This is a genomic window from Thalassospira lucentensis, assembly GCF_011806425.1.
In the GTDB taxonomy this organism is placed as follows: Bacteria; Pseudomonadota; Alphaproteobacteria; order Rhodospirillales; family Thalassospiraceae; genus Thalassospira; species Thalassospira lucentensis_B.
Genome location: NZ_JAATOV010000003.1, coordinates 407,385 through 427,851 on the forward strand (window position 1 = coordinate 407,385; position 20,467 = coordinate 427,851).

At 52.2% G+C, this 20,467-nt stretch carries 17 protein-coding genes; 9 read left to right on the forward strand and 8 right to left on the reverse strand.

The window, feature by feature from the left end; genetic code table 11:
• Window positions 1-13 precede the first annotated feature (13 nt).
• The 4 genes from HCZ99_RS11900 to HCZ99_RS11915 all read right to left on the reverse strand — a co-directional run bounded on the left by HCZ99_RS11900 (window position 14) and on the right by HCZ99_RS11915 (window position 4,187).
• Window positions 14-862 carry a carbohydrate ABC transporter permease gene (locus tag HCZ99_RS11900; protein WP_167447187.1) on the reverse strand — a complete coding sequence of 283 codons (849 nt, stop codon included), beginning with the start codon at window positions 860-862 and terminating at the stop codon, window positions 14-16.
• A 12-nt stretch (window positions 863-874) separates the two neighbouring features.
• Window positions 875-1,813, reverse strand: coding sequence for a carbohydrate ABC transporter permease (locus HCZ99_RS11905; RefSeq protein WP_167447188.1), 939 nt, complete (start codon window positions 1,811-1,813; stop codon window positions 875-877).
• 178 nt (window positions 1,814-1,991) lie between these two features.
• Window positions 1,992-3,254, reverse strand: coding sequence for an ABC transporter substrate-binding protein (locus tag HCZ99_RS11910; RefSeq protein ID WP_167447189.1), 1,263 nt, complete (start codon window positions 3,252-3,254; stop codon window positions 1,992-1,994).
• Window positions 3,255-3,299: 45 nt separating this feature from the next.
• Window positions 3,300-4,187, reverse strand: coding sequence for an N-acetylmuramic acid 6-phosphate etherase (locus HCZ99_RS11915; protein WP_167447190.1), 888 nt, complete (start codon window positions 4,185-4,187; stop codon window positions 3,300-3,302).
• Window positions 4,188-4,461: 274 nt separating this feature from the next.
• On the opposite strand from HCZ99_RS11915, the gene HCZ99_RS11920 reads away from it, so the two are divergent.
• The 7 genes from HCZ99_RS11920 (at window position 4,462) to uvrA (ending at window position 13,554) form a co-directional block, all read left to right on the forward strand.
• The gene (locus HCZ99_RS11920; protein ID WP_167447191.1) at window positions 4,462-5,343 is read left to right on the forward strand and encodes a BadF/BadG/BcrA/BcrD ATPase family protein; all 882 of its coding nucleotides are present in this window, start codon (window positions 4,462-4,464) and stop codon (window positions 5,341-5,343) included.
• The gene (locus HCZ99_RS11925; RefSeq protein WP_175581483.1) at window positions 5,340-6,098 is read left to right on the forward strand and encodes a GntR family transcriptional regulator; all 759 of its coding nucleotides are present in this window, start codon (window positions 5,340-5,342) and stop codon (window positions 6,096-6,098) included. Before HCZ99_RS11920 ends, HCZ99_RS11925 begins: the two co-directional genes overlap by 4 nt.
• Window positions 6,099-6,140: 42 nt before the next feature.
• Window positions 6,141-7,184 (forward strand): SIS domain-containing protein, encoded by a 1,044-nt coding sequence (locus HCZ99_RS11930; protein WP_167447192.1) that lies wholly within the window; start codon window positions 6,141-6,143, stop codon window positions 7,182-7,184.
• On the forward strand, window positions 7,184-8,320 hold the full coding sequence (gene nagA, locus HCZ99_RS11935; protein WP_167447193.1) for an N-acetylglucosamine-6-phosphate deacetylase: 1,137 nt from the start codon (window positions 7,184-7,186) through the stop codon (window positions 8,318-8,320). The genes HCZ99_RS11930 and nagA overlap by 1 nt, the downstream gene beginning before the upstream one ends.
• A 42-nt stretch (window positions 8,321-8,362) precedes the next feature.
• On the forward strand, window positions 8,363-9,430 hold the full coding sequence (locus HCZ99_RS11940) for a Gfo/Idh/MocA family protein (protein ID WP_167447194.1): 1,068 nt from the start codon (window positions 8,363-8,365) through the stop codon (window positions 9,428-9,430).
• Window positions 9,431-9,450: 20 nt separating this feature from the next.
• Window positions 9,451-10,530 carry a class II fructose-bisphosphate aldolase gene (gene fbaA / locus HCZ99_RS11945; RefSeq protein ID WP_167447195.1) on the forward strand — a complete coding sequence of 360 codons (1,080 nt, stop codon included), beginning with the start codon at window positions 9,451-9,453 and terminating at the stop codon, window positions 10,528-10,530.
• 195 nt (window positions 10,531-10,725) lie between these two features.
• The gene (uvrA, locus tag HCZ99_RS11950; protein ID WP_167447196.1) at window positions 10,726-13,554 is read left to right on the forward strand and encodes an excinuclease ABC subunit UvrA; all 2,829 of its coding nucleotides are present in this window, start codon (window positions 10,726-10,728) and stop codon (window positions 13,552-13,554) included.
• Between the two features lie 45 nt (window positions 13,555-13,599).
• Here uvrA and HCZ99_RS11955 read toward each other — a convergent pair whose 3' ends face one another.
• Window positions 13,600-14,583 (reverse strand): hypothetical protein, encoded by a 984-nt coding sequence (locus HCZ99_RS11955; protein ID WP_167447197.1) that lies wholly within the window; start codon window positions 14,581-14,583, stop codon window positions 13,600-13,602.
• 196 nt (window positions 14,584-14,779) lie between these two features.
• Here HCZ99_RS11955 and trmFO point away from each other — a divergent pair, with 196 nt between their 5' ends.
• Complete coding sequence (trmFO, locus tag HCZ99_RS11960; protein ID WP_167447198.1) at window positions 14,780-16,126, forward strand: methylenetetrahydrofolate--tRNA-(uracil(54)-C(5))-methyltransferase (FADH(2)-oxidizing) TrmFO; 1,347 nt, start codon at window positions 14,780-14,782, stop codon at window positions 16,124-16,126.
• Between the two features lie 59 nt (window positions 16,127-16,185).
• On the opposite strand, the gene HCZ99_RS11965 is transcribed toward trmFO, so the two are convergent.
• From HCZ99_RS11965 to HCZ99_RS11975, 3 genes are all read right to left on the reverse strand, one after another.
• A complete protein-coding gene (locus tag HCZ99_RS11965; RefSeq protein WP_167447199.1) occupies window positions 16,186-16,758 on the reverse strand; it encodes a hypothetical protein in 573 nt (190 codons plus the stop codon).
• Between the two features lie 148 nt (window positions 16,759-16,906).
• Window positions 16,907-17,752 (reverse strand): phytoene/squalene synthase family protein, encoded by an 846-nt coding sequence (locus tag HCZ99_RS11970; protein ID WP_167447200.1) that lies wholly within the window; start codon window positions 17,750-17,752, stop codon window positions 16,907-16,909.
• 5 nt (window positions 17,753-17,757) lie between these two features.
• Window positions 17,758-18,960, reverse strand: coding sequence for a mechanosensitive ion channel family protein (locus HCZ99_RS11975; RefSeq protein ID WP_167447201.1), 1,203 nt, complete (start codon window positions 18,958-18,960; stop codon window positions 17,758-17,760).
• A gap of 111 nt (window positions 18,961-19,071) precedes the next feature.
• Here HCZ99_RS11975 and HCZ99_RS11980 point away from each other — a divergent pair, with 111 nt between their 5' ends.
• Window positions 19,072-20,439, forward strand: coding sequence for an FAD-dependent oxidoreductase (locus HCZ99_RS11980; protein WP_167447202.1), 1,368 nt, complete (start codon window positions 19,072-19,074; stop codon window positions 20,437-20,439).
• Window positions 20,440-20,467: the final 28 nt, after the last annotated feature.

Here is a 20,467-nt window from a genome sequence, read left to right on the forward strand (position 1 = left end):
TATCAGCCAACATTTACTTCACCGCGCCAGACGTCAGGCCGCGAATGAGTTGTCGGGAGAAAATCAGGTAAAGGATCAGGATCGGAATAATCGCAAGGCTTAGAGATGCCAGAACTGCGTTCCAGTCCGTCACATACTGCCCAATGAATTGCTGCACGCCCAAGGTAATGGTCTGCTTGCCATCGCCAGGCGCTAGGATCAGCGGGAACCAAAGATCATTCCAGATCGGGATCATCGTAAATACGGCCACCGTCGCCACAGCCGGGCGGATCAACGGCAAAATCACCGCAAAGAAGATCTTAAACTCCCCGACCCCATCGCAGCGCGCGGCTTCTTTCAGGTCCTTGGGAATTTGATGCATAAACTCGGTCAGGATAAAGATCGCCAAGGGCAATCCTTGCGCCACATACACCAACACAAGTGCAGTAAGCGTATTGACCAATCCCAAATCAACAATCAGATTTAAGATCGACACAGACCCGAGACGGATCGGCACCATGATCCCAATCGCCAGATACAGCGCAAGAACGGTATTGCCAGGGAATTTATATTCTGACAACGCCCACGCCGCCATGGCAGCCAACAGCAAGACAATTGCGATGGTAATGATGGTGACCATAAAGCTGTTATAGAAGAACACTTCAAAGTTCGATTTCGCCAAAACCTTGGTAAAGCCATCAAGGCTGAAGGTTTCCGCATTGGGCAATCCCATCGGATCACGGAAAATGCCCTTGCGGGTTTTAAAGGCGTTAATCACCACCAGAAAAATCGGATACAGCGCCACCAAGGTATAGGTCAGAAGAATCCCATGGACGATAACAGCGCGACTTGCGTCTTCTCTGCGGATGTTTTTGAAACTCATGATCGCCCCCGCTTACAACTGATAGCGCGCAAGGCGGCGCTGCACGGCGAACAGGTAAAACAGAACGCCCGCCAGAATGATCAGGAACATCAGGGATGCGACCGTCGCACCAAGATGCGGATTACCTAATTGCAACTGATAGCCAAAGAACGTGCGATAGAACAAAGTTCCCATGATATCGGTTGAGAAATTCGGCCCCGCCAGCGCACCCTTTACAGCATAAATCAGATCGAACGCATTGAAATTACCAACAAATGTCAGAATTGACACCATGGCAACTGTCGGCAAGACCAGCGGCAATTTGATGTACCAGAATACTTCAAAATGGGTCGCACCATCGACAATCGCCGCATCAACCAAATCATCGGGAATGGCAAGTAAGGCCGCATAAATCAGCATCAAGGGAATGCCGACCCACTGCCAAACAGAAATGAATGACAAGGTGATCAACGCACTTCCTTCTTTGCCAAGCCAGGGCCCAAACAACGATTTCAACCCGATGATATCAAGAAGGTCAGCACCAACACCCCAGACAGGGCTTAGGATCAACTGCCAGATAAAGCCAACAATCACCACTGAGAGCATGGTCGGCATGATCATCAGAGTGCGATAGCTGTTGCGAAAACGCAGGCGTGGCAAACTTAAAACGCCAGCCAAGGCAATCCCGATCGGATTTTGGATCAGCATGTGAACAGCAAAGAACTTCATGTTGTTCCAAAAGCTGTTCCAAAACGTCGCCGCCCAATCCGGGTCAGCCAGAATGGTGCGATAGTTGTCCATGCCGACAAAAGCCGCCTCGCCCCCGCTTGGTGTGGCGTAAAAGCTTAGACGGATCGAATCAATCAGCGGATAGATCATAAACACGGTGTAGATGATCGTCGCCGGAGCCAGAAAGGCGATCACAGGCAGTCTCGCCTTGCGCCAATCGGTCATGGGGCCGGAATGCGCCATACCCTGTCCTGTATTTCCAAGAGTAAAAGGTTGAAGGCGATAATGTGCCTTCAGAATTTGGAGGACCGCTTATTGCTGCTCATTGTTCAAGACGCGTCAGGTCACATAATCTGTGCGTTTGAGCCGAAAATGAATGAGGGATGGCAGAAACCAAGTGTTTCCACCATCCCACAGCAGCTTATTGATGCGGCGCGTACCACTTCGCCAAGCCAGATTCAGCAGCGGCACCGGCTTCGTCTGGTGTGATCGTGCCGTTGATTACCTGCGCAGACAGATTCCACAGCTCGTTCTCAAGGTTTGGCGCACCACGCGACAGGATTTGATACGAGTTACGAATGGTTGACTCGCATTTCTGACGCCAGCTTACGAACTCGTTCGCAACCGGATCTTCGATGTCGACCTTGTGGTTCGACAACGAGAAGAACCCGGGCAATGCATTTGAATACATTTCGGCAAACTCAGAACCGGTCATCCACTCAAGGAAGATTTTTGCTTCTTCTGCGTTGTCCGAATTGGCATTTAGACCAAGCGCAATATCGGTGTGATCGCTGATGTAGCAGGTATCGGCATCTGCAGCCGGTGGTGGCGGAAATGCGCCAAATGCGAAATCAGCCTGACTGTTAAACAGTGAAATGTCCCAAGAACCGGCCGGATAAACCGCCGCCCGACCCAGCGTAAACAGGTTCTGTGCATCCGGATAAGAAATCGCCTCGTAGCCATCAGGCAGATAGTTCTTCCAGCTTGCGATTTCAGCAAAGGTATCGACATACGGCTTGTCGGTGAATTTGGCACTGCCATCAATCAAAGCTTTACGGCCGGCCTCACCTTTCCAATGGTTTGGACCAACGTTCTGGAAGCCCATCGTGGCTGCTTCCCACTGATCGGCTGTTCCCATTGCCATTGGGATATAGCTGCCATCCTCCTTGATCTTATCAAGGGCGGCATAGAATTCTTCGCGTGTTTTCGGAACCTCAATGCCAACTTCTTCAAAGGCTTCTTTATTATAGATAAAGCCATGAATAACCGATGCCATTGGCAAGCAGAACGTAGCCGAGCCATCATCGGTCTGCCACGCAGATTTGGCAACGTCAGAAAAGTTGTCCATGCCCTTAAGATCATCAAGGGCAGCAAGGTTTCCCTGCTTGTAAAGTTCAAGTGATGCATCAAACGGACGGCAGGTAATCAAGTCACCGGCCGTTCCGCCCGCCAACTTCGCATTGATTGATGCGTTATATTCGGTCGGCGGGGTTGGTGTGAAAGATACCTTGATGTCCGGGTGCGCTTCGTTGAATGCCGGAATGATGGTTTCATTCCAAATATCAATATCATCGTTCCGCCAGCTTTCGATAACAAGCTCGCCAGCAGATGCCATCATCGGAACCAGGGCGACACTTGCCGCCAAGGCCCCGGCCAGGCTTTTTGCTAAGACTTTATTCGACATTTATGCCTCCTCTGATCAATGTCGGCGGACCGGCACCCGAAGATGTCAGTCCCGATATTCAAGGGCCGCCCGGAGATTTCCATTAGACAGCCCAAGAACTTCTTTTGCCCGCGACACCTGATGGCCATTGGCCACCAGCACCGCGATGCGAATATCAAAATCTGATTGTGACAAGGCGTCTTTGGCGCGCCCTTCGTCACATGATGCAATGTGACACACGATCCGAAGGGCGCGATCACGCAGCTTTATGTTTTCAGCGCGCATCCCGACCATCAGGTTATCGAACAAACGACCAAGTTTGTTCATGACCAGTGTCGATAAGATATTAAGCGCGGCTTTTTGTGCCGTTCCTGCGCCCATACGGGTCGAACCAGCAACGACTTCTGGCGCACTATCAAGAAAAATTCCGTGATCGGCGATTTTGATCAAGCTTCCATCCGGATTATTACAAATCCCCACCGTAAGCGCACCGCGTTCGCGTGCCAATTCGACTGCACGGACGGTATATGGCGTCGATCCACTGGCGGCGATGGCAATTACCGCGTCATGTTCGCCAATATCATTTTGTTGGATATCGCGCGCGGCAAGATCTGTGTCGTCTTCTGCGCCGTTAAATTCATTTGGCGCGCTTTGTAAGCCGCCCGCAAGCATCACAATGGTATGCTGTTCGGGCCAGCCAAAGGTGCCGCCAAGTTCCTTGGCGTCTTGCCATGCAACAGTACCGGATGTGCCCGCCCCGACATACACGAGACGCCCGCCGCCCCCCAGGCGGCGCGCTATCCCATTTGCGGCTGCGGCCAAATCTTGCAGGATCGGACCAACAGAAGCCACAGCACGCATCTGACCTTCCCACAAGGCCATAAGGAAGTCGGCGTCGGACCATTGATCCAACCCGGCAAATCGCAAATCAAATTCTTCGGTGCGTGATGCCATTTTCCCTTCTCCCTGATCAAATTAAATACCATTGTGATACCAGCGACGCAAGTCACTTCGTAAACATTTTAAATGGATGTATGTCGAGAAGGTTTATAACTCATATTATTCAGTCAATTGCGCGAATTTCTGAGCTTTACGGTAAGGCATCGCCTTATACCCTTAAATCGGACAATCAACGCGACATGCTTAAAGGTGGCTCTATATTGGTATTGATTTTTAAGATACCACTCTGCTAGGGTTACGCAATCAACAAGCGGACGGTTAACCGACAATGCGCAACGAACGGCTTTATCTTGGTATCGATGGCGGCGGAACCCGCTGCCGCGCGCGCATTTCAAATGAATCCAATGACATATTGGGCGAAGCTGTCGCGGGCGGCGCAAACACCCGTCTTGGCATGGATCATATTTTTGGGGAAATTGTCGCTGCCGCGTCCTTGGCATTGAAAAACGCTGGCATGGATGATTCCAAATTGGGCGATCTACATGCGGGGCTGGGTTTGGCCGGCCTTTCGCTTGAACGTGAACGCAACCTTGTCAGCGCCTACCCGCACCCATTTGCCAGCATATGCTTTGCTACCGACGCTTATACGGCCTGCCTTGGCGCCCATGACGGTGCCAATGGCGGCATTTTGATTGTCGGCACGGGAACATGTGGTCAGGCGATTGTCGGCGATAATGAACTTTCGGTGGCCGGTTGGGGTTTTGAAATTTCCGATGTTGGAAGCGGTGCGCGCATTGGTCGCGCTGCGCTTGAAACCGCCCTCCTCGCCCATGAAGGTCTTGCCGATCAAACCGACCTCACCCACCAGATAATGGGAAAGTTCAATTATAACCCTGAAGAAATCGTTGCCTTTGCCGAAACGGCAAAGCCCGCCCATTACGGGACGTTCTGCCCATTGGTATTTGATGCGGATGCGAATGGCGACGCAACTGCCCGCCAAATCATTGATCGGGCAGTTCAGGCAAATTTAAGGATCTTGCGCAAACTAAGTGGCTTTGGTGCCAAGCGTATTACGCTTATGGGCGGTCTTGCCGAACACATGGGTAAACGCATGCCACGTGATATTGTCGATCAGTTGGTTCCGGCCAAATACGATGCGATGCACGGGGCCATTCTATTGGCGAAACAGCGCGAAAGAACGCCAGCATGACGACTTCGGACATTATTGAAAACCTGCGCGCGCGCAACATCGAAAACACCGGGAACGGCCCGCTTTATCGCCGCCTTCAATCGGCCCTTAAGGCGGTTATTGATGACGGCGTTTTACAAGTCGAAGATGCCTTGCCAAGTGAACGCGATCTTGCCAATGAACTGGGGATTTCGCGCGTTACTGTGCGTAATGCCATGCGCGCACTCGTCGAGGAAGGCGTTCTGGTTCAACGCCATGGTGCGGGTACATTTGTTGCGCCACGTGTAGAACAAGCCTTATCGCGCCTTACATCCTTTACCGAGGATATGATCACGCGCGGCATGGATCCGGGCGCGATATGGCTTGAAAAAACAGTTGGCCACGCATCGCCCGAAGAAGCCATGGCACTTAACCTGTCGCCCGGCACCGAAGTAACGCGTTTGCGCCGTCTTCGCACAGCCAACGACAAGCCGATGGCGCTGGAATACGCGGTTATCCCACGTACCTTTTTGCCAAGTCCCGACGAAGTCGACACGTCGCTTTATGATGCGCTGGCGAAATACAACAAAAAACCCGAACGCGCCCTGCAGCGCCTTCGTGCAGAACTCTTTGACGGTGAAACCGCCAAAATCCTAGGTGTACCGGATGGCAGCGCCGCACTGTATATCGAGCGCCGATCATTTCTGGCCAATGGAACACCGGTCGAATTTACGCGGTCATATTACCGTGGTGACAGTTACGACTTTATCGCTGAAATGCAGGTAGATGCACGCTGATCACACGATCAGGCACCTTGCAGAAAGAAGGGAATACGCGACATGACGACAACTTGGCAGCCGAAAACGCAGATGGGCCGCGAATTAGCACAATCACCCGACGTCGTGCGCGAACAGCTGGCGCATAACAAGGCTGCGATTGATACCCTTGCGGCTGAACTTCGCGCCAATCCACCCAAAATTGTCGTCACGTGTGGTCGCGGCAGTTCGGACCATGCGACGCTCTATGCAAAATACCTGATCGAAAGCCAGCTTGGCATTCCAGTTGTTTCGGCAGCGCCTTCGATCGTCTCAATTTACAATCGCACCATCGCCAGCAAAGACGCGCTTTTCATCGCGGTATCGCAATCTGGCAAAAGCCCGGACCTTGTAAAAAATGCACAAGCCGCGCGTGACGCTGGTGCGCGCACGGTGGCGCTGGTGAATGTCGCTGACTCACCGCTGGCTGAGACAGTTGACCACGTTATTCCATTGCTTGCCGGGCCAGAAACCAGCGTTGCCGCGACCAAATCCTATATCGCCACCCTTTCGGCCATTGCCCAGATTGTTGGCGCCTGGACCGAAGATACCCGTTTTAACGACGGTCTTGCCAAATTGCCCCAATCGCTGACATCCGCCCTTGAGCAGGATTGGCTGGGGGCGTGTGACACCATCGCGAAATCTGATGGCCTATATGTTATTGGCCGCGGCCCGGCATTTGCGATTGCTCAGGAAGCCGCCCTTAAATTCAAAGAAACCAGCAGCTTACATGCCGAAGCTTTCAGCGCGGCAGAAGTTAAGCACGGGCCCATGGCCTTGGTGACCCAGAAATTCCCTATGCTGGTGTTTTCGCAACAGGATGCATCACGCGACAGTGTCGAAGACTTCCTAAGCGAGATGCGGGCAAAAACCGATAACCTGTTTGCGGCTGAAACGGGCTATGCCGATGTCAAAGGGCATCTTCCCGTGGTTGAGGATATCCATCCGCTGCTGGCACCGATTGCTATGATCCAGACCTTCTATACGCTGGCTGAAAGCGTCGCCCTTGCACGTGGCTGCAATCCGGATGCGCCGCCGCATCTTTCGAAAGTAACGGAGACTCACTAATGTCTGCATTTGCCATTACCAATGCCCGTATTTTCGACGGAACAACCTTTCACGACAGCAAATCGGTCATTGTGCGCAACGGTGCTGTTGATGCGATCGTTGAGGATGCAGCCCTGCCCAAAGGCTTGGATGTGATCAATGGTCAGGATCAAACACTTGCGCCTGGCCTGATTGACGTTCAGGTCAATGGCGGTGGCGGTGTTTTACTAAATGATCAGCCCACGGTCGACGGTGTGCGCGCCATCATGCAAGCCCATCGTAAATACGGTACAACCGCCATGCTGCCGACCTTGATTACGGATTATCGCGACAAGATGGAAGCGGCCATTTCTGCGGTATCGGACGCGATTGATGTGGGTGTTCCGGGCATTGTCGGAATCCATTTGGAAGGACCGTATCTGAACCCTCAGCGTAAAGGCGTGCACAGTGCTGATATCATCCGCCCGATGGAAAGTGACGCGATTGAGCTTTTAACCAGCCTGCCAAACGGCCGTATTCTAGTGACCATGGCCCCGGAAAAAGCAACCAAGGGCACCATTAAAAAACTGGCCGATAAGGGTGTTTTGGTGTGTGCCGGTCATACCGCTGGAACCTACGGCGATATTGAAAACGCAATTGACGAAGGTCTGCGCGGGTTCACCCACCTGTTTAACGCCATGAGCCCCTTGTCCCACCGTGAACCAGGTGTCGCCGGCGCTGCGATGGCCGATGATGCAACGTGGTGCGGCTTGATTGCCGATGGATATCACGTTCACCCCGCCGTTCTTAAAATCGCCATTCACGCCAAGGCGACCGGCAAGATCATGCTTGTGACCGATGCGATGCCAACGGTTGGTGCGGATGACAAACGCTTCACGTTGGGCGGCGAAGAAATTACTGCCACCAATGGTCGCTGTGCGTTGGCTGATGGAACGTTGGCCGGATCAGACTTGGATATGATCAGTGCTGTGAAAAACTGCGTTGAAATGGTTGGGCTTGATCTAGGCGATGCTTTGCGCATGGCGTCCCTGTATCCAGCCGAGTTTCTTAAGCTTGACGACAAAATGGGGCGGATTGCACCGGGATATCAGGCCGACATGATCCTGTTTGACGATGCATTCAACGTTACCCGAAGCTGGATAAACGGCGCAGAATAAAGTTATAAATCAAACCGTTAAAAGGTTTTCAGGAGGCACAAAATGAAGCCGATTCGTATTCTTGTTATTGGTCTTGGCAATATGGGAATGTCCCACGCAAAGGCCTATCACGCGCTTGATGGATACGAAATAGTCGGTATTTGTGCCCGATCCAGCATTCCGGCGGAAAAGCTGCCAGATGGTTTTGCCGCCTACCCGCAATTTACTGATTTTTACGCGGCGCTCGCGGCAACCAAGCCCGATGCGGTATCGATCAATACCTATACCGAAACCCATGCGGATTTTGCCATTGCCGCCCTTGAAGCCGGTGCGCACGTCTTTATCGAAAAGCCCCTTGCCGCGACGGTCAAAGATGCCGAACGGGTTGTCGAAGCCGCCAAGAAACATGATCGCAAGTTAGTGGTTGGCTATATTCTGCGACACCATCCGTCTTGGGCAAAGTTTGTTGAAATTGCCAAGACGCTGGGTAAGCCCCTGGTCATGCGCATGAACTTAAACCAGCAAAGCAGCGGTGCGTTTTGGGAAACCCACAAACGGCTGCTCAACAGCGTCTCCCCCATTGTGGATTGCGGGGTGCATTATCTTGATATTATGTGCCTGATGACAGGTGCCAAACCGGTTTCGGTCAACGCCATTGGCGTTCGCCTATCCGAAGACGTTGCGCCGGACATGTATAATTACGGCCAGTTACAAGTGCGCTTTGAAGACGGGTCCATTGGCTGGTACGAGGCTGGTTGGGGCCCAATGATCAGTGAAACTGCCTTTTTTGTTAAAGACGTGATTGGCCCCAAAGGAAGTGTGTCGATTACCGATGTCGAAGAAAAAGGTGCAGGATCAGCTGATATTGACACCCACACCAAAACAAATGCCCTAAAACTTCACCATGCTGCCACAAATAGTGCCGGAGAATTTGCACAATTGGATGAAATCATCAAAACTGATGATGAGCCCGATCATGACGGCCTGTGTCTGCGTGAACAGCAATTTTTCCTAAAGTCTATAACGGAAAATCTTGACCTTACGCAGCATATGGAAGATGCATTGGGCTCTTTGCGGATTGCCCTTGCCGCGGATCAGTCGGTTCGCACAAAGGCACCTGTTTTACTCTGACCCCCAGGAGGAGTACCCACATGCCTTCCGTTAAACCCGGTGTTGTTACCGGCGCTGCCTACCGTGACCTTGTTGCTGCTTGTAAGCAGGACGGTTACGCCCTACCGGCTGTTAATATTACATCTTCCAGTACGATGAACGCCGCCCTTGAAGCCGCTGCAAATGCCGGTTCTGACATTATCATTCAGCTATCGAATGGTGGTGCGCAGTTCTTCGCCGGCAAGGGCATCAAGGACGCCGCGGCTGCCCGTGTTGTGGGCGCCGTTTCCGCGGCCCGCCATGCCCAGCTTTTGGCTGAGTATTATGGTGTTGCCGTTGTGATGCATACCGACCACGCGAACCGCAAGTTCGTGCCATGGGTCGATGAGATGCTCAAATGGAGCGAAAAAGCCTATGCCGAAGAAGGCAAAGCGCTTTACAGCTCCCACATGCTTGATCTTTCCGAAGAGCCACTCGAAGACAACCTGTCGACCTGTGAGACCTTCCTCAAGCGTATGTCCGCCATCGAAATGAGCCTGGAAATCGAACTGGGTGTCACCGGTGGCGAAGAAGACGGGATCGGCACAGAGCTTGATACCTCAAGCGATGAAATTGATCCGCGCCTTTATACCCGCCCAGAAGAAGTCGAAGAAGCCTATCGCCGCCTTGCCCCGCTGGGTCATTTCTCGGTCGCGGCTGCATTTGGCAACGTGCACGGCGTCTATAAGCCGGGCAACGTTAAATTACGGCCGGAAATCCTTCTCGAAAGCCAGAAATTCGTTTCTGAGAAGCATGGCCTTGGCGACCATCCGCTGGACTTCGTGTTCCACGGTGGTTCGGGTTCGGAAAAAGAAAAAATCGAAGAAGCCGTCAGTTATGGCGTTTTCAAGATGAATATCGATACCGATACCCAATTCGCCTATGCCCGTCCGGTTGGCGAATATGTCGAAGCCAACGATCGCGCCTTTAAGTTCCAGGTCGATCCCGAAACCGACAAACCATATAAAAAACAATATGATCCGCGCGTTTGGGTCCGCGAAGCTGAACTTTCGATGGCCGCCCGCCTCGAAGAAGCATTCAAGGATCTTGGTGCGACCGGTCGCTCTGTCACCAAAGGCTAAGCGTCCTAAAACGGTCAAAAGATTTCCTAAGCCCGCCGGTCTTTTCGGCGGGCTTTTTCGTGCACTCGTGGCGGCAGAGATTGCGAAATAGTTATCTCCTGACAAATACTGACAGGAACTGTCAGGGGTGCGCTTGCGTATACATGTTGGCTCCTCTATACATTGCCCGAACAATTCAGGAACAAAAGGCCCGATATGCTGACGAAAATTTCGGTTCGCGGTGCGAAAGAACACAATCTGCAGAACATTGACGTTGAATTGCCCCGCGACGCATTGGTGGTGATTACCGGCCTTTCCGGATCGGGCAAAAGTTCGCTCGCTTTCGATACGATCTATGCCGAAGGTCAGCGGCGCTATGTCGAAAGCCTGTCAGCATACGCGCGGCAGTTCCTTGAATTGATGCAAAAGCCGGACGTCGAATATATCGATGGCCTGTCGCCAGCAATTTCGATTGAGCAAAAAACAACGTCACGCAATCCGCGGTCAACCGTCGGCACCGTGACCGAGATTTATGACTATATGCGCCTTCTTTGGGCGCGTGTTGGCATCCCCTATTCGCCTGCGACCGGCCTTCCCATTGTCAGTCAGACCGTGTCACAAATGGTTGATCGGGTGATGGAGATGGCGGAAGGTACGCGTCTTTATCTGCTGGCCCCCATCGTGCGTGGCCGCAAAGGCGAATACAAAAAGGAACTGCGTGATTTGCGTTCACGCGGTTTTCAGCGCGTTAAAATCGATGGCGAAATGTATGACATCGACGAAGCGCCGGAACTCAACAAAAAGCTCAAACACGATATTTCCGTCGTTGTGGATCGCCTGATCGTCAAAGAAGGTATCGAAACCCGTCTTGCAGACAGTTTTGAAACTGCGCTTGAATTGACCGACGGCATCGTACTTGCCGAGGATGCCAAAACCGGCGAAAATACGGTGTTTTCTGCCAAGTTCGCCTGCCCGGTTTCTGGCTTTACGATCGAAGAAATCGAACCCCGCCTGTTTTCGTTCAACAATCCGTTTGGCGCCTGCCCGGCCTGTGATGGCCTTGGCACCCAGATGGAATTTGATCCGATGCTTGTGGTGCCTGATGAAAGCAAAACGCTTGATGACGGTGCGGTTGCCCCGTGGGCGAGCTCGACATCAAAATATTATCTGCAAACGCTGAAATCCGTCGCCAAGCATTTTGGGTTTAAAACCAACGTTGCCTGGGAAAAACTTCCCAAATCGGCCAAGGACATCATTCTGTTTGGATCTGGCGAAGAAGAAGTAACCGTTTCATATGATGATGGGTCACGCAGCTATAAGGTTTCCCGCCCGTTCGAAGGCGTCATTCCCAATATGTCACGCCGCTGGCGCGAAACCGACAGCCAGTGGGCCCGTGATGAGCTTGCCAAATACCAGATGATCTCAAATTGCCCGACCTGTAATGGGCAGCGCCTAAAACCAGAAGCATTGGCAGTTAAAGTCGATGGCGCCGAAATTTCGCGCATTACCGACCTGTCCATTGCCAAGGCGGCCGATTGGTTCATCGAACTTGAAGGCAAGCTAAACGCCAAGGAAACCGAGATTGCCCGGCGTATTTTGCGTGAAATCAACGATCGCCTGCGCTTCCTGCGCGATGTCGGGTTGGATTATCTGTCAATGTCGCGTACATCTGGCACCCTTTCGGGCGGTGAAAGCCAGCGTATTCGTCTTGCTTCGCAAATTGGATCAGGCTTGACAGGTGTTCTTTACGTTCTTGATGAACCGTCCATCGGCTTGCATCAGCGCGATAACGACCGCTTGCTTGAAACCCTTAAACGTCTGCGTGACCTTGGCAACACCGTTCTTGTTGTCGAGCATGATGAGGACGCGATCCTTGCCGCGGACTATGTTGTGGATATGGGCCCTGGTGCAGGGATCCATGGCGGCCGTATCGTGGCCGAGGGTACCCCAGCCCAAATTCAACAAAACCCCGATAGCCTGACCGGAAAATACTTGGTCGGAACCGAACAGATTGCCGTGCCAAAGGAACGCCGCAAAGGCAATGGCAAGTCGATCAAGATCAAGGGTGCGACGGCCAACAATCTGCAAGGTATCGATGCGGAGTTTCCGCTGGGCAAATTTATCTGTGTGACCGGCGTATCTGGTGGCGGTAAATCAAGCCTTGTCATCGAGACGCTTTATAAGGCGCTGGCGAAACGCATGCATAACGCACGCAACCATCCCGGCGCGCATGACAGCATCACCGGCATTGAACATATCGATAAAATCATTGATATCGACCAAAGCCCGATTGGCCGCACACCGCGTTCAAACCCAGTCACTTATACCGGTGCCTTCACGCCGATCCGTGAATGGTTCGCCCAACTGCCCGAAGCCAAAGCACGCGGCTATAAGCCCGGACGTTTTTCATTCAACGTCAAAGGCGGTCGCTGTGAAGCTTGCCAAGGTGACGGCGTTATCAAGATTGAAATGCACTTCCTGCCCGACGTTTATGTCGAATGTGATCAGTGCAAAGGCAAACGATACAACCGCGAAACGCTTGATATATCGTTTAAAGGCAAGTCGATATCTGACGTTCTTGATATGACTGTTGAAGAAGGCGCTGACTTCTTTAAGGCGGTTCCATCGATCCGCGACAAGATGGAAACCTTAAAACAGGTTGGCCTTTCCTATGTCCATCTGGGGCAGCAGGCCACCACCCTATCGGGCGGTGAAGCCCAGCGCGTGAAGCTGGCCAAGGAGCTTTCAAAACGCGCCACAGGGCGGACGATTTACATTCTTGATGAACCGACAACCGGGCTTCATTTTCATGATATTCGCAAGCTGCTTGAAGTGCTGCATACCATTGTCGATCAGGGAAATACGGTTGTGGTGATTGAGCATAACCTTGATGTGATCAAGACAGCGGACTGGATCATTGATATCGGCCCAGAAGGTGGCGATGGCGGCGGCAAGCTTGTCGGATGTGGTACACCAGAAGACATCATGGCGAACAAAGACAGCTATACCGGGCATTACCTTAAACGCCATCTTGGCGTGAAATAAGACCAATCCTTCGGGGCAGCAAATCGCTGCCCCGTTTTGGTTCGATCAGTCTGTCCGGGCGACCCGGTCTTCGACCCGCTTGACCATCGCACTGCTAAGTCGCTCGCTAAAGCCGGACAAGAATGCCAAGACGAGAACAATCGATATTTGTTGACTGGCGGCTGCTGATTTACCGATTTCGTCAAGGTCATCAATGTTTTGCAATTGTTCAAGCGGGATCGGCAACATCCCAGCCCGCAACGCCAGCAAAACCAACAGGGCAAAACAGAACCCCATGCACGGCCGAAACAGGAAATTAAAGAAGACTGATGTTGGGTCCATTTCATCCCATTTAACGTCCTTGCCAAGCCGCATCATCATGCTGGTCAATGCACCAATAGCCCCAAAGGCACCGACAAAGAATAAAAGGTCATAACTAAAGCCAAATATCTTGCCTGAATGGCCACTGATCAGGGTGTCAATCTGAACAAAAATCAGCACCGCAAAAACCAAAAAAATCGGCGACAAAGCCAGTGCAAGTGCTGCAATCCGAAGGCTCCTGTTAAAAGATGCTTCCGTCCTATTGGATTGCGGCTTTGGCGCAGCACGTTGGGTCTCATCGTACAAATCATGCAAATACCCTTGGACGAACCCTTCTCGCCCCTGATTAAGGGCAAGCAGCATGATCATCGCGTCTGACAGTTTGCGTTCTTCGGGGATATCCGGGTAAGGTTCGGCTGCCCGCCACCACCGTAAAAATGCGCGCATGACAAGCGATGCCCGCCATCCCTGACGGGTTGTGATGACATACTCAATCATCGCCTCAACATCTGCCGCGCTAAAGGTACCATCATCGGAGTTGGCAAATGGAAAGCCAATATGGCGCGTGGTGACCAACGGCGCAGGTCTTTTGTCGGGCTTGGTATCTTCGTTAGACACATCGCAGTCGTCGGAATATTCCGGCTCACAGCGCAAACGACGACGCGGCACCAGACCGATTACCGGACAATGCGTTGGTTCATATCCATAGGGATGATGCGGGTAGCTCATATCTGTGCCATTCTCGCATGTTAAGGGATAGACCTACTCTGCCCCTTAAGACGTCTGCGCTGTGCAATTGTGACAAAATTCATATGGCAGCGATGAAACCGTCATCAGATCTACGCAATTGACTTGAAATCTGCCCCCTTGCACCGCTATGTCTGTGCCAGATTAAACATACATTCTTGGCGAGGAGTTCGCACACGTGAGTACGGTCAAGCCCGTTCATATTATTGGTGCCGGTCTGGCCGGCAGTGAAGCCGCCTGGCAACTGGCCGAGGCAGGCGTTCCGGTGGTCATGCATGAAATGCGCCCGGTCCGCCCAACCGACGCCCACCATACGGATAAATGCGCAGAGCTGGTCTGCTCGAACTCGTTCCGTTCCGATGACAAGGAATACAACGCGGTTGGCCTGATTCATGATGAAATGCGCCGCGCTGGATCGATCATCATGCGCTGTGCGGATGCGCATAAGGTTCCAGCCGGTGGCGCGCTTGCGGTTGACCGCGAAGGCTTTTCTGCCGCCGTCACCGAAGCCCTTGAAAACCACCCATTGATCAGCCTGGAACGCGGTGAAATCGATGGCCTACCGCCCCAGGAATGGGAACAGACCATCATTGCAACCGGACCGCTGACCTCTGGCCCGCTGGCCGAGGCCATCCGATCAGCAACTGGCGAAGAAAGCCTTGCCTTCTTTGATGCGATTGCACCGATTGTCTACAAAGAAAGCATTGATTTCGACAAGGCATGGTTCCAATCGCGCTATGACAAGGGTGACGGTAAGGATTACATCAACTGCCCGATGAACGAGGCGCAGTACAACACTTTCATCGACGCCCTGATTGAAGGCGAAAAAACCGAATTCAAAGAATGGGAAAAAGACACCCCCTACTTTGATGGATGCCTTCCGATTGAAGTCATGGCCGAGCGTGGCCGTGAAACCCTTCGTCATGGGCCGATGAAACCAGTTGGCCTGACCAACCCGCATGATCCCACCAATAAGCCCCGCGCCATTGTTCAGCTGCGCCAGGACAACGCCCTTGGTACGCTTTACAACATGGTTGGCTTCCAGACCAAATTGAAATACGGCAATCAAGCAGAGGTTTTCCGCACCATTCCGGGCCTTGAAAACGCCGAGTTTGCCCGCCTTGGCGGCATTCACCGCAATACGTTCTTAAATTCGCCGCGCCTTCTTGATGGCACGTTGCGTCTGAAGTCCCGCCCGGATTTGCGGTTTGCGGGCCAAATTACCGGCTGCGAAGGGTATGTGGAAAGTGCGGCTGTCGGCCTGATGGTCGGGCGCTTTACCGCTGCTGAAAAGAACGGGAAAACGGTCCCGACCCCGCCGCTCGCAACTGCTATGGGGGCGTTGCTCAATCACATCACGGGTGGTGCCGATGAAAGCACGTTCCAGCCAATGAACGTTAACTTCGGCCTGTTCCCGGATCTTGAACTGACCAAACGAGTCAAGGGACGCGATCGCAAGAAACTCTATACAGATCGGGCGATCCCACTATTTGATGAATGGCTATCAAGCCTTTCCGCTGCCTGATAAAACAACAAAAGCCGCTTCATCCGAAGCGGCTTTTTTGCTGGTTACGACGTTTAAAATCAGTAACCTTTTTTCTTCTGACGCAGCAGCTTTCCGGTCACATCACGTACCGGTTTCCCATTGCGGAAGCGCTTAAAGACCAGCTCCATATTGCCATCATCATCAAGGGTGCGTTCATAAACCTGCATCTCATAGCCACCGTCATCGGTGATATAAAGCGCATGGATTGTCAGTGTCTTACCGACAATACGGGCCCAAAAGAACGGCTCACCCTTTAACGGATCATTTGGGACACGTTTACCGAACAAACCGGTCTGCATAGCACTGCCATAAATGTCTGGGCGATCCGTGCCGTAAAACTCGATGCTCAGTGAAACAGTCTTGTCCCGACCATCAGATTTGTGAATGACGGTCGCCCAATCGACAACAAATCCACGTTCGGACTTTTTGATTTGGACATCCAGATCACGTGCGCCTAACTCACCTTCGGCGTGCTCAATCGAAGCACCATGATAGTCGCCCAAAAATGGATCAATGCTTGCTGCATGTCCCGCAACCGGCAAGATAAGCCAGCTCATCATAAACAAGCCAACAAACCACTGATATCTTTTGACGATATTCGTATGTGCCATTCGGTTCCTCGCCTAATGGGATCAAGCTGCTGCGACGCCTTTTATATCAAAACGCTGTACCACCAGCACGCACAGATCAAGACTGTCGTGTACTTTTGCTTAATTTAGACGTCATTTTCATAATATCCACTAACGCCGGAAAATTAATTCAATAACGCTTTAACATTCCATTCAAAGTCAGACGTAAACTAGCCGGGCGCGCCAAACCAAACTCCGCCGAAAATGGATCATATCCTGCTTTTTTAAGCTTTCGAAGATAACCATCAGCCAAAACGACCTGCAATCCGACAGCATGCGCCTTTTGGGGCAATGCTTTGCGAACTGACCGCGCATCCTTGATCCGTTGGCGCGCCAAATCGGCCAAACCATGGATAAGGGTTTTGACCTCATCCTTTTTACGAAATTCAAAAATGTCGCTTTGGCTAACATTGCAGTGTTCCATCTGATCCTTGGGCAGATACAGACGCTTTGCACGTCCATGAAACACAATCGCGCGCAAAATCCCGACAAGCCCATAGGCATTACCAGCAAGCCGCGCAGCATGTTCTGCGTCTTCGCCCTCTGCACCGAGCAAGCGGGCAGCAAGAACTGCCAGATGTCCAGACGTTTGATCGATATAGGTATCCAGTTCGGCCTGATTATCCGGCTGGCGATCTTCAAGGTCGAACTCGCGTGCAGACACCAGTTTATCCAACTCTTCAACCATCAAGTCACCGGACTTCACCAGTTCAGCCAATGGTTCGATCACTTCGTGTTTGCGTACTGTCCCCTCACCCAGATCGGTCAAGGCATCATGCCACCACTGCACGCGAATATGGCCCAGCATCACTTCGCTGACCATTTCGCGGGTTTTCGACACTTCCTGATTAAACGCATAAAGCGTGAAAAGGTCATCGCGCCGCTCTGGACGGGCAAAAAGCGCACACAAGAAACGATCACGGTCATGACGACGCACATAGTCTGCGCAATATGGCAGTTTGGGGGTATCAGTCATTTTACTCATCCGATCTTACGCTGTTCGCGCTGATCGTCATTGTCTTTCGAAGATTTTTCTTGTGACGGCTGCTCTTTGGCAAAGTTTTCCGGCATGGATTCGACATAAAGCGACTGCGACGGGAAGGCAAAACCGGCTTCTTCTTCTTCGACAATGCGCTTGAATGCGATGATATGGCGGTTACGAATGTCGCGCCATTTAACCCAGTCGGTCGTGGTCGTGAAATAGTACAGATCGATATTGATCGAACTGGCCCCAAAATCAGACAGATGCACCATCTGCGCAACATCGGTCTGCGCAACGTCCTCGTCATTTTTCAGGAAATCACGCAGTTGATCGACAATGGCTTCCATCTGTTTTGCTGTGGTTCGATATTCCAGCCCCAGCACCATCTTGATACGGCGATGGGTCATACGCGACCAGTTGATCACAGGTGAATCAACAATCTGGGCATTGGGCATGGTCACCAGCGCCTTGGAAAAGGTGCGTACCTTGGTTGCGCGCAATCCAACAACCTCGACGGTTCCCTCAAAATGCGGGGTTTCGACCCAGTCACCGCGTTTATACAGGTTATCCGCAAAAATCGTCAGGCCACCGAAAATGTTGGCGACAGAATCCTTTGCTGCCAGCGCAACAGCCATACCGGCAAGACCAAGACCACCAAGAAAGGCCGAAACATCAATGCCCCATCCTTCAAGCAGAATGACGATGCCGATCACAACAATCAGCGTTTTAACACCACGGATAAAGAACTGCCGCAGGTCATCACCCAATCCGGCACCAAACCGGCCAATCAGGCGGTTAAACGACACGCCAATCGGCTCGACCGCCCGAAACATCGCCCAAAAGACGCTAAACCCGGCAAGAATGCTGAGAACCTCAAACAAGGTTGATGTGATAGCCTCTGGCAGCTTCAAAAGCTCAATCGCGAAATAAACACCAACAAGCATCACAAGCACTTGCAACGGCAAGGCAAACGCATCCAAAACGTTTGCCACCATGCTTTGCTTATTCTGATGTGCCAGGCGACGCAAACCGACAAGAACACCCGCGGCCAATACCCGTTTAAGAATAAAAAACACCACCAGAACAACAAGTGCACCGATCCAACGACTGGCACTACCGCCGCCAATCATATCGAGCCAACCGTTCATGTGGGAGATAACCTCGGTATTTAGGCTATCGATTTCTGTCGAAATTTCATCCATGACTTATAAAGCGTTCTGCTGTTAGTGTTTAATGACTTTCGGACCTTGTTCGCAAATCCAGCCGTAAGACCCAATATGACCCTTGTATAACAATTAAAATGGCATAGGCATATGGCATCATTAACATCGGGACGACTACATGTGATTGGAGGCGGCTTGGCTGGGTCCTCTCTTGCGACACTGATGGCCGAAGACGGCATTGACGTCACCCTTTATGATGCTGGTGAACCCTTTGAAAGCCGCTGGACACGGGGCATGCAAACCGCCCCGAATAGCCACAAGGTTGCCGAGCCTGAAATATTTTACGATCCCGAAGAACTGGTCTCGGACTTCTTTTCACAATTCCCGGAAATCCCAGACAAGCTTGTTCGCCCTGCGCATGGTGTTCTTGCACTCAAACGCGGGCGGCGCAAACCGGCAATTGTCGAGCTGAATAGCGGTCTGGCCCATGCATTGATCAAAAGACGCCCCGGCCTCGTACTGCAGGCCGTTACGGCCTTTGGCCTTTGGCAGAAACGCTTTGCGGGTGAAGACAGTCGCGTTGACATTCCAAAAGGAATGGGACGCGCAAACGAAGCCGACAATGATGACGAAAATTGGAAAAAAGGCACATACCATCGTGATGGTTTGGCCGTTTTGGCCGAAATCCTATTTTCAATGCCCGCTCAGAAATGTTCGAACGCGCTGTTTGGTCGGATTTTGGCACCGTCCATAAAGGCGTTGTTTTCACGAAACCCCGCACCTGTCTTTTCGGCGATTGATCCGATCATCCTAAATGACATCGCGCTTCCGGCGTTGCGCGAACGCTTTCTGGCATCTGGTGGACGCGTAATGGCCCATGCGCCGCTGGGCGATATCGACAGCACATCGGAATATGCGACCGATTTGCTCTTTGGCGAAGACACCCAAATTGTCGTAAATCCACAGGACGCGGTCGTGTTGGCCCTTCATCCAAAACAGTTGTGTGATGCAGTGCCTGATATCGGGTTTGCGCCGGCCCCTGCCCGGCGCCAAACAATGGTCTTTGAAGTACGTCGCCAATTTGCAGAACCGCGCGGTCTGTTCACATCCGATGATCTTGTGCGGGCGATTTATTGCAACCGACGCCACATCCAGGTGAACTTAAACAGCAACGCGCATTTATCGCCCGATGCCACGCCAGAACAGCGCGCGCAGCGAATTTGGCAACGGTGCGTTTGGCTGTGTGATCAGTATCTGAACATTGATTTAACCGCGCGGGCGGAAAATGCCGATGGGATTGGATGCCCAAACTTCAGCTTCGTGGACGCCGAAGCACCATTTCCCGAACTCACCCCAGGCGTGGCGGCCTTACGCCACCGTTTCAAGCCACCTTGGAAGAACCTGTTCTTATGCGGTGATTCTTTCCCAGCCGATTACGCACCGGGCCCAGCCGCCCTGTTTGAAAGCGTTAATCAGCTCCATGATGAGCTTCATACATTTTTCGCAAAGCCAGCTTAAAACTACTGAGGCCGCCTGCATAAAGCCG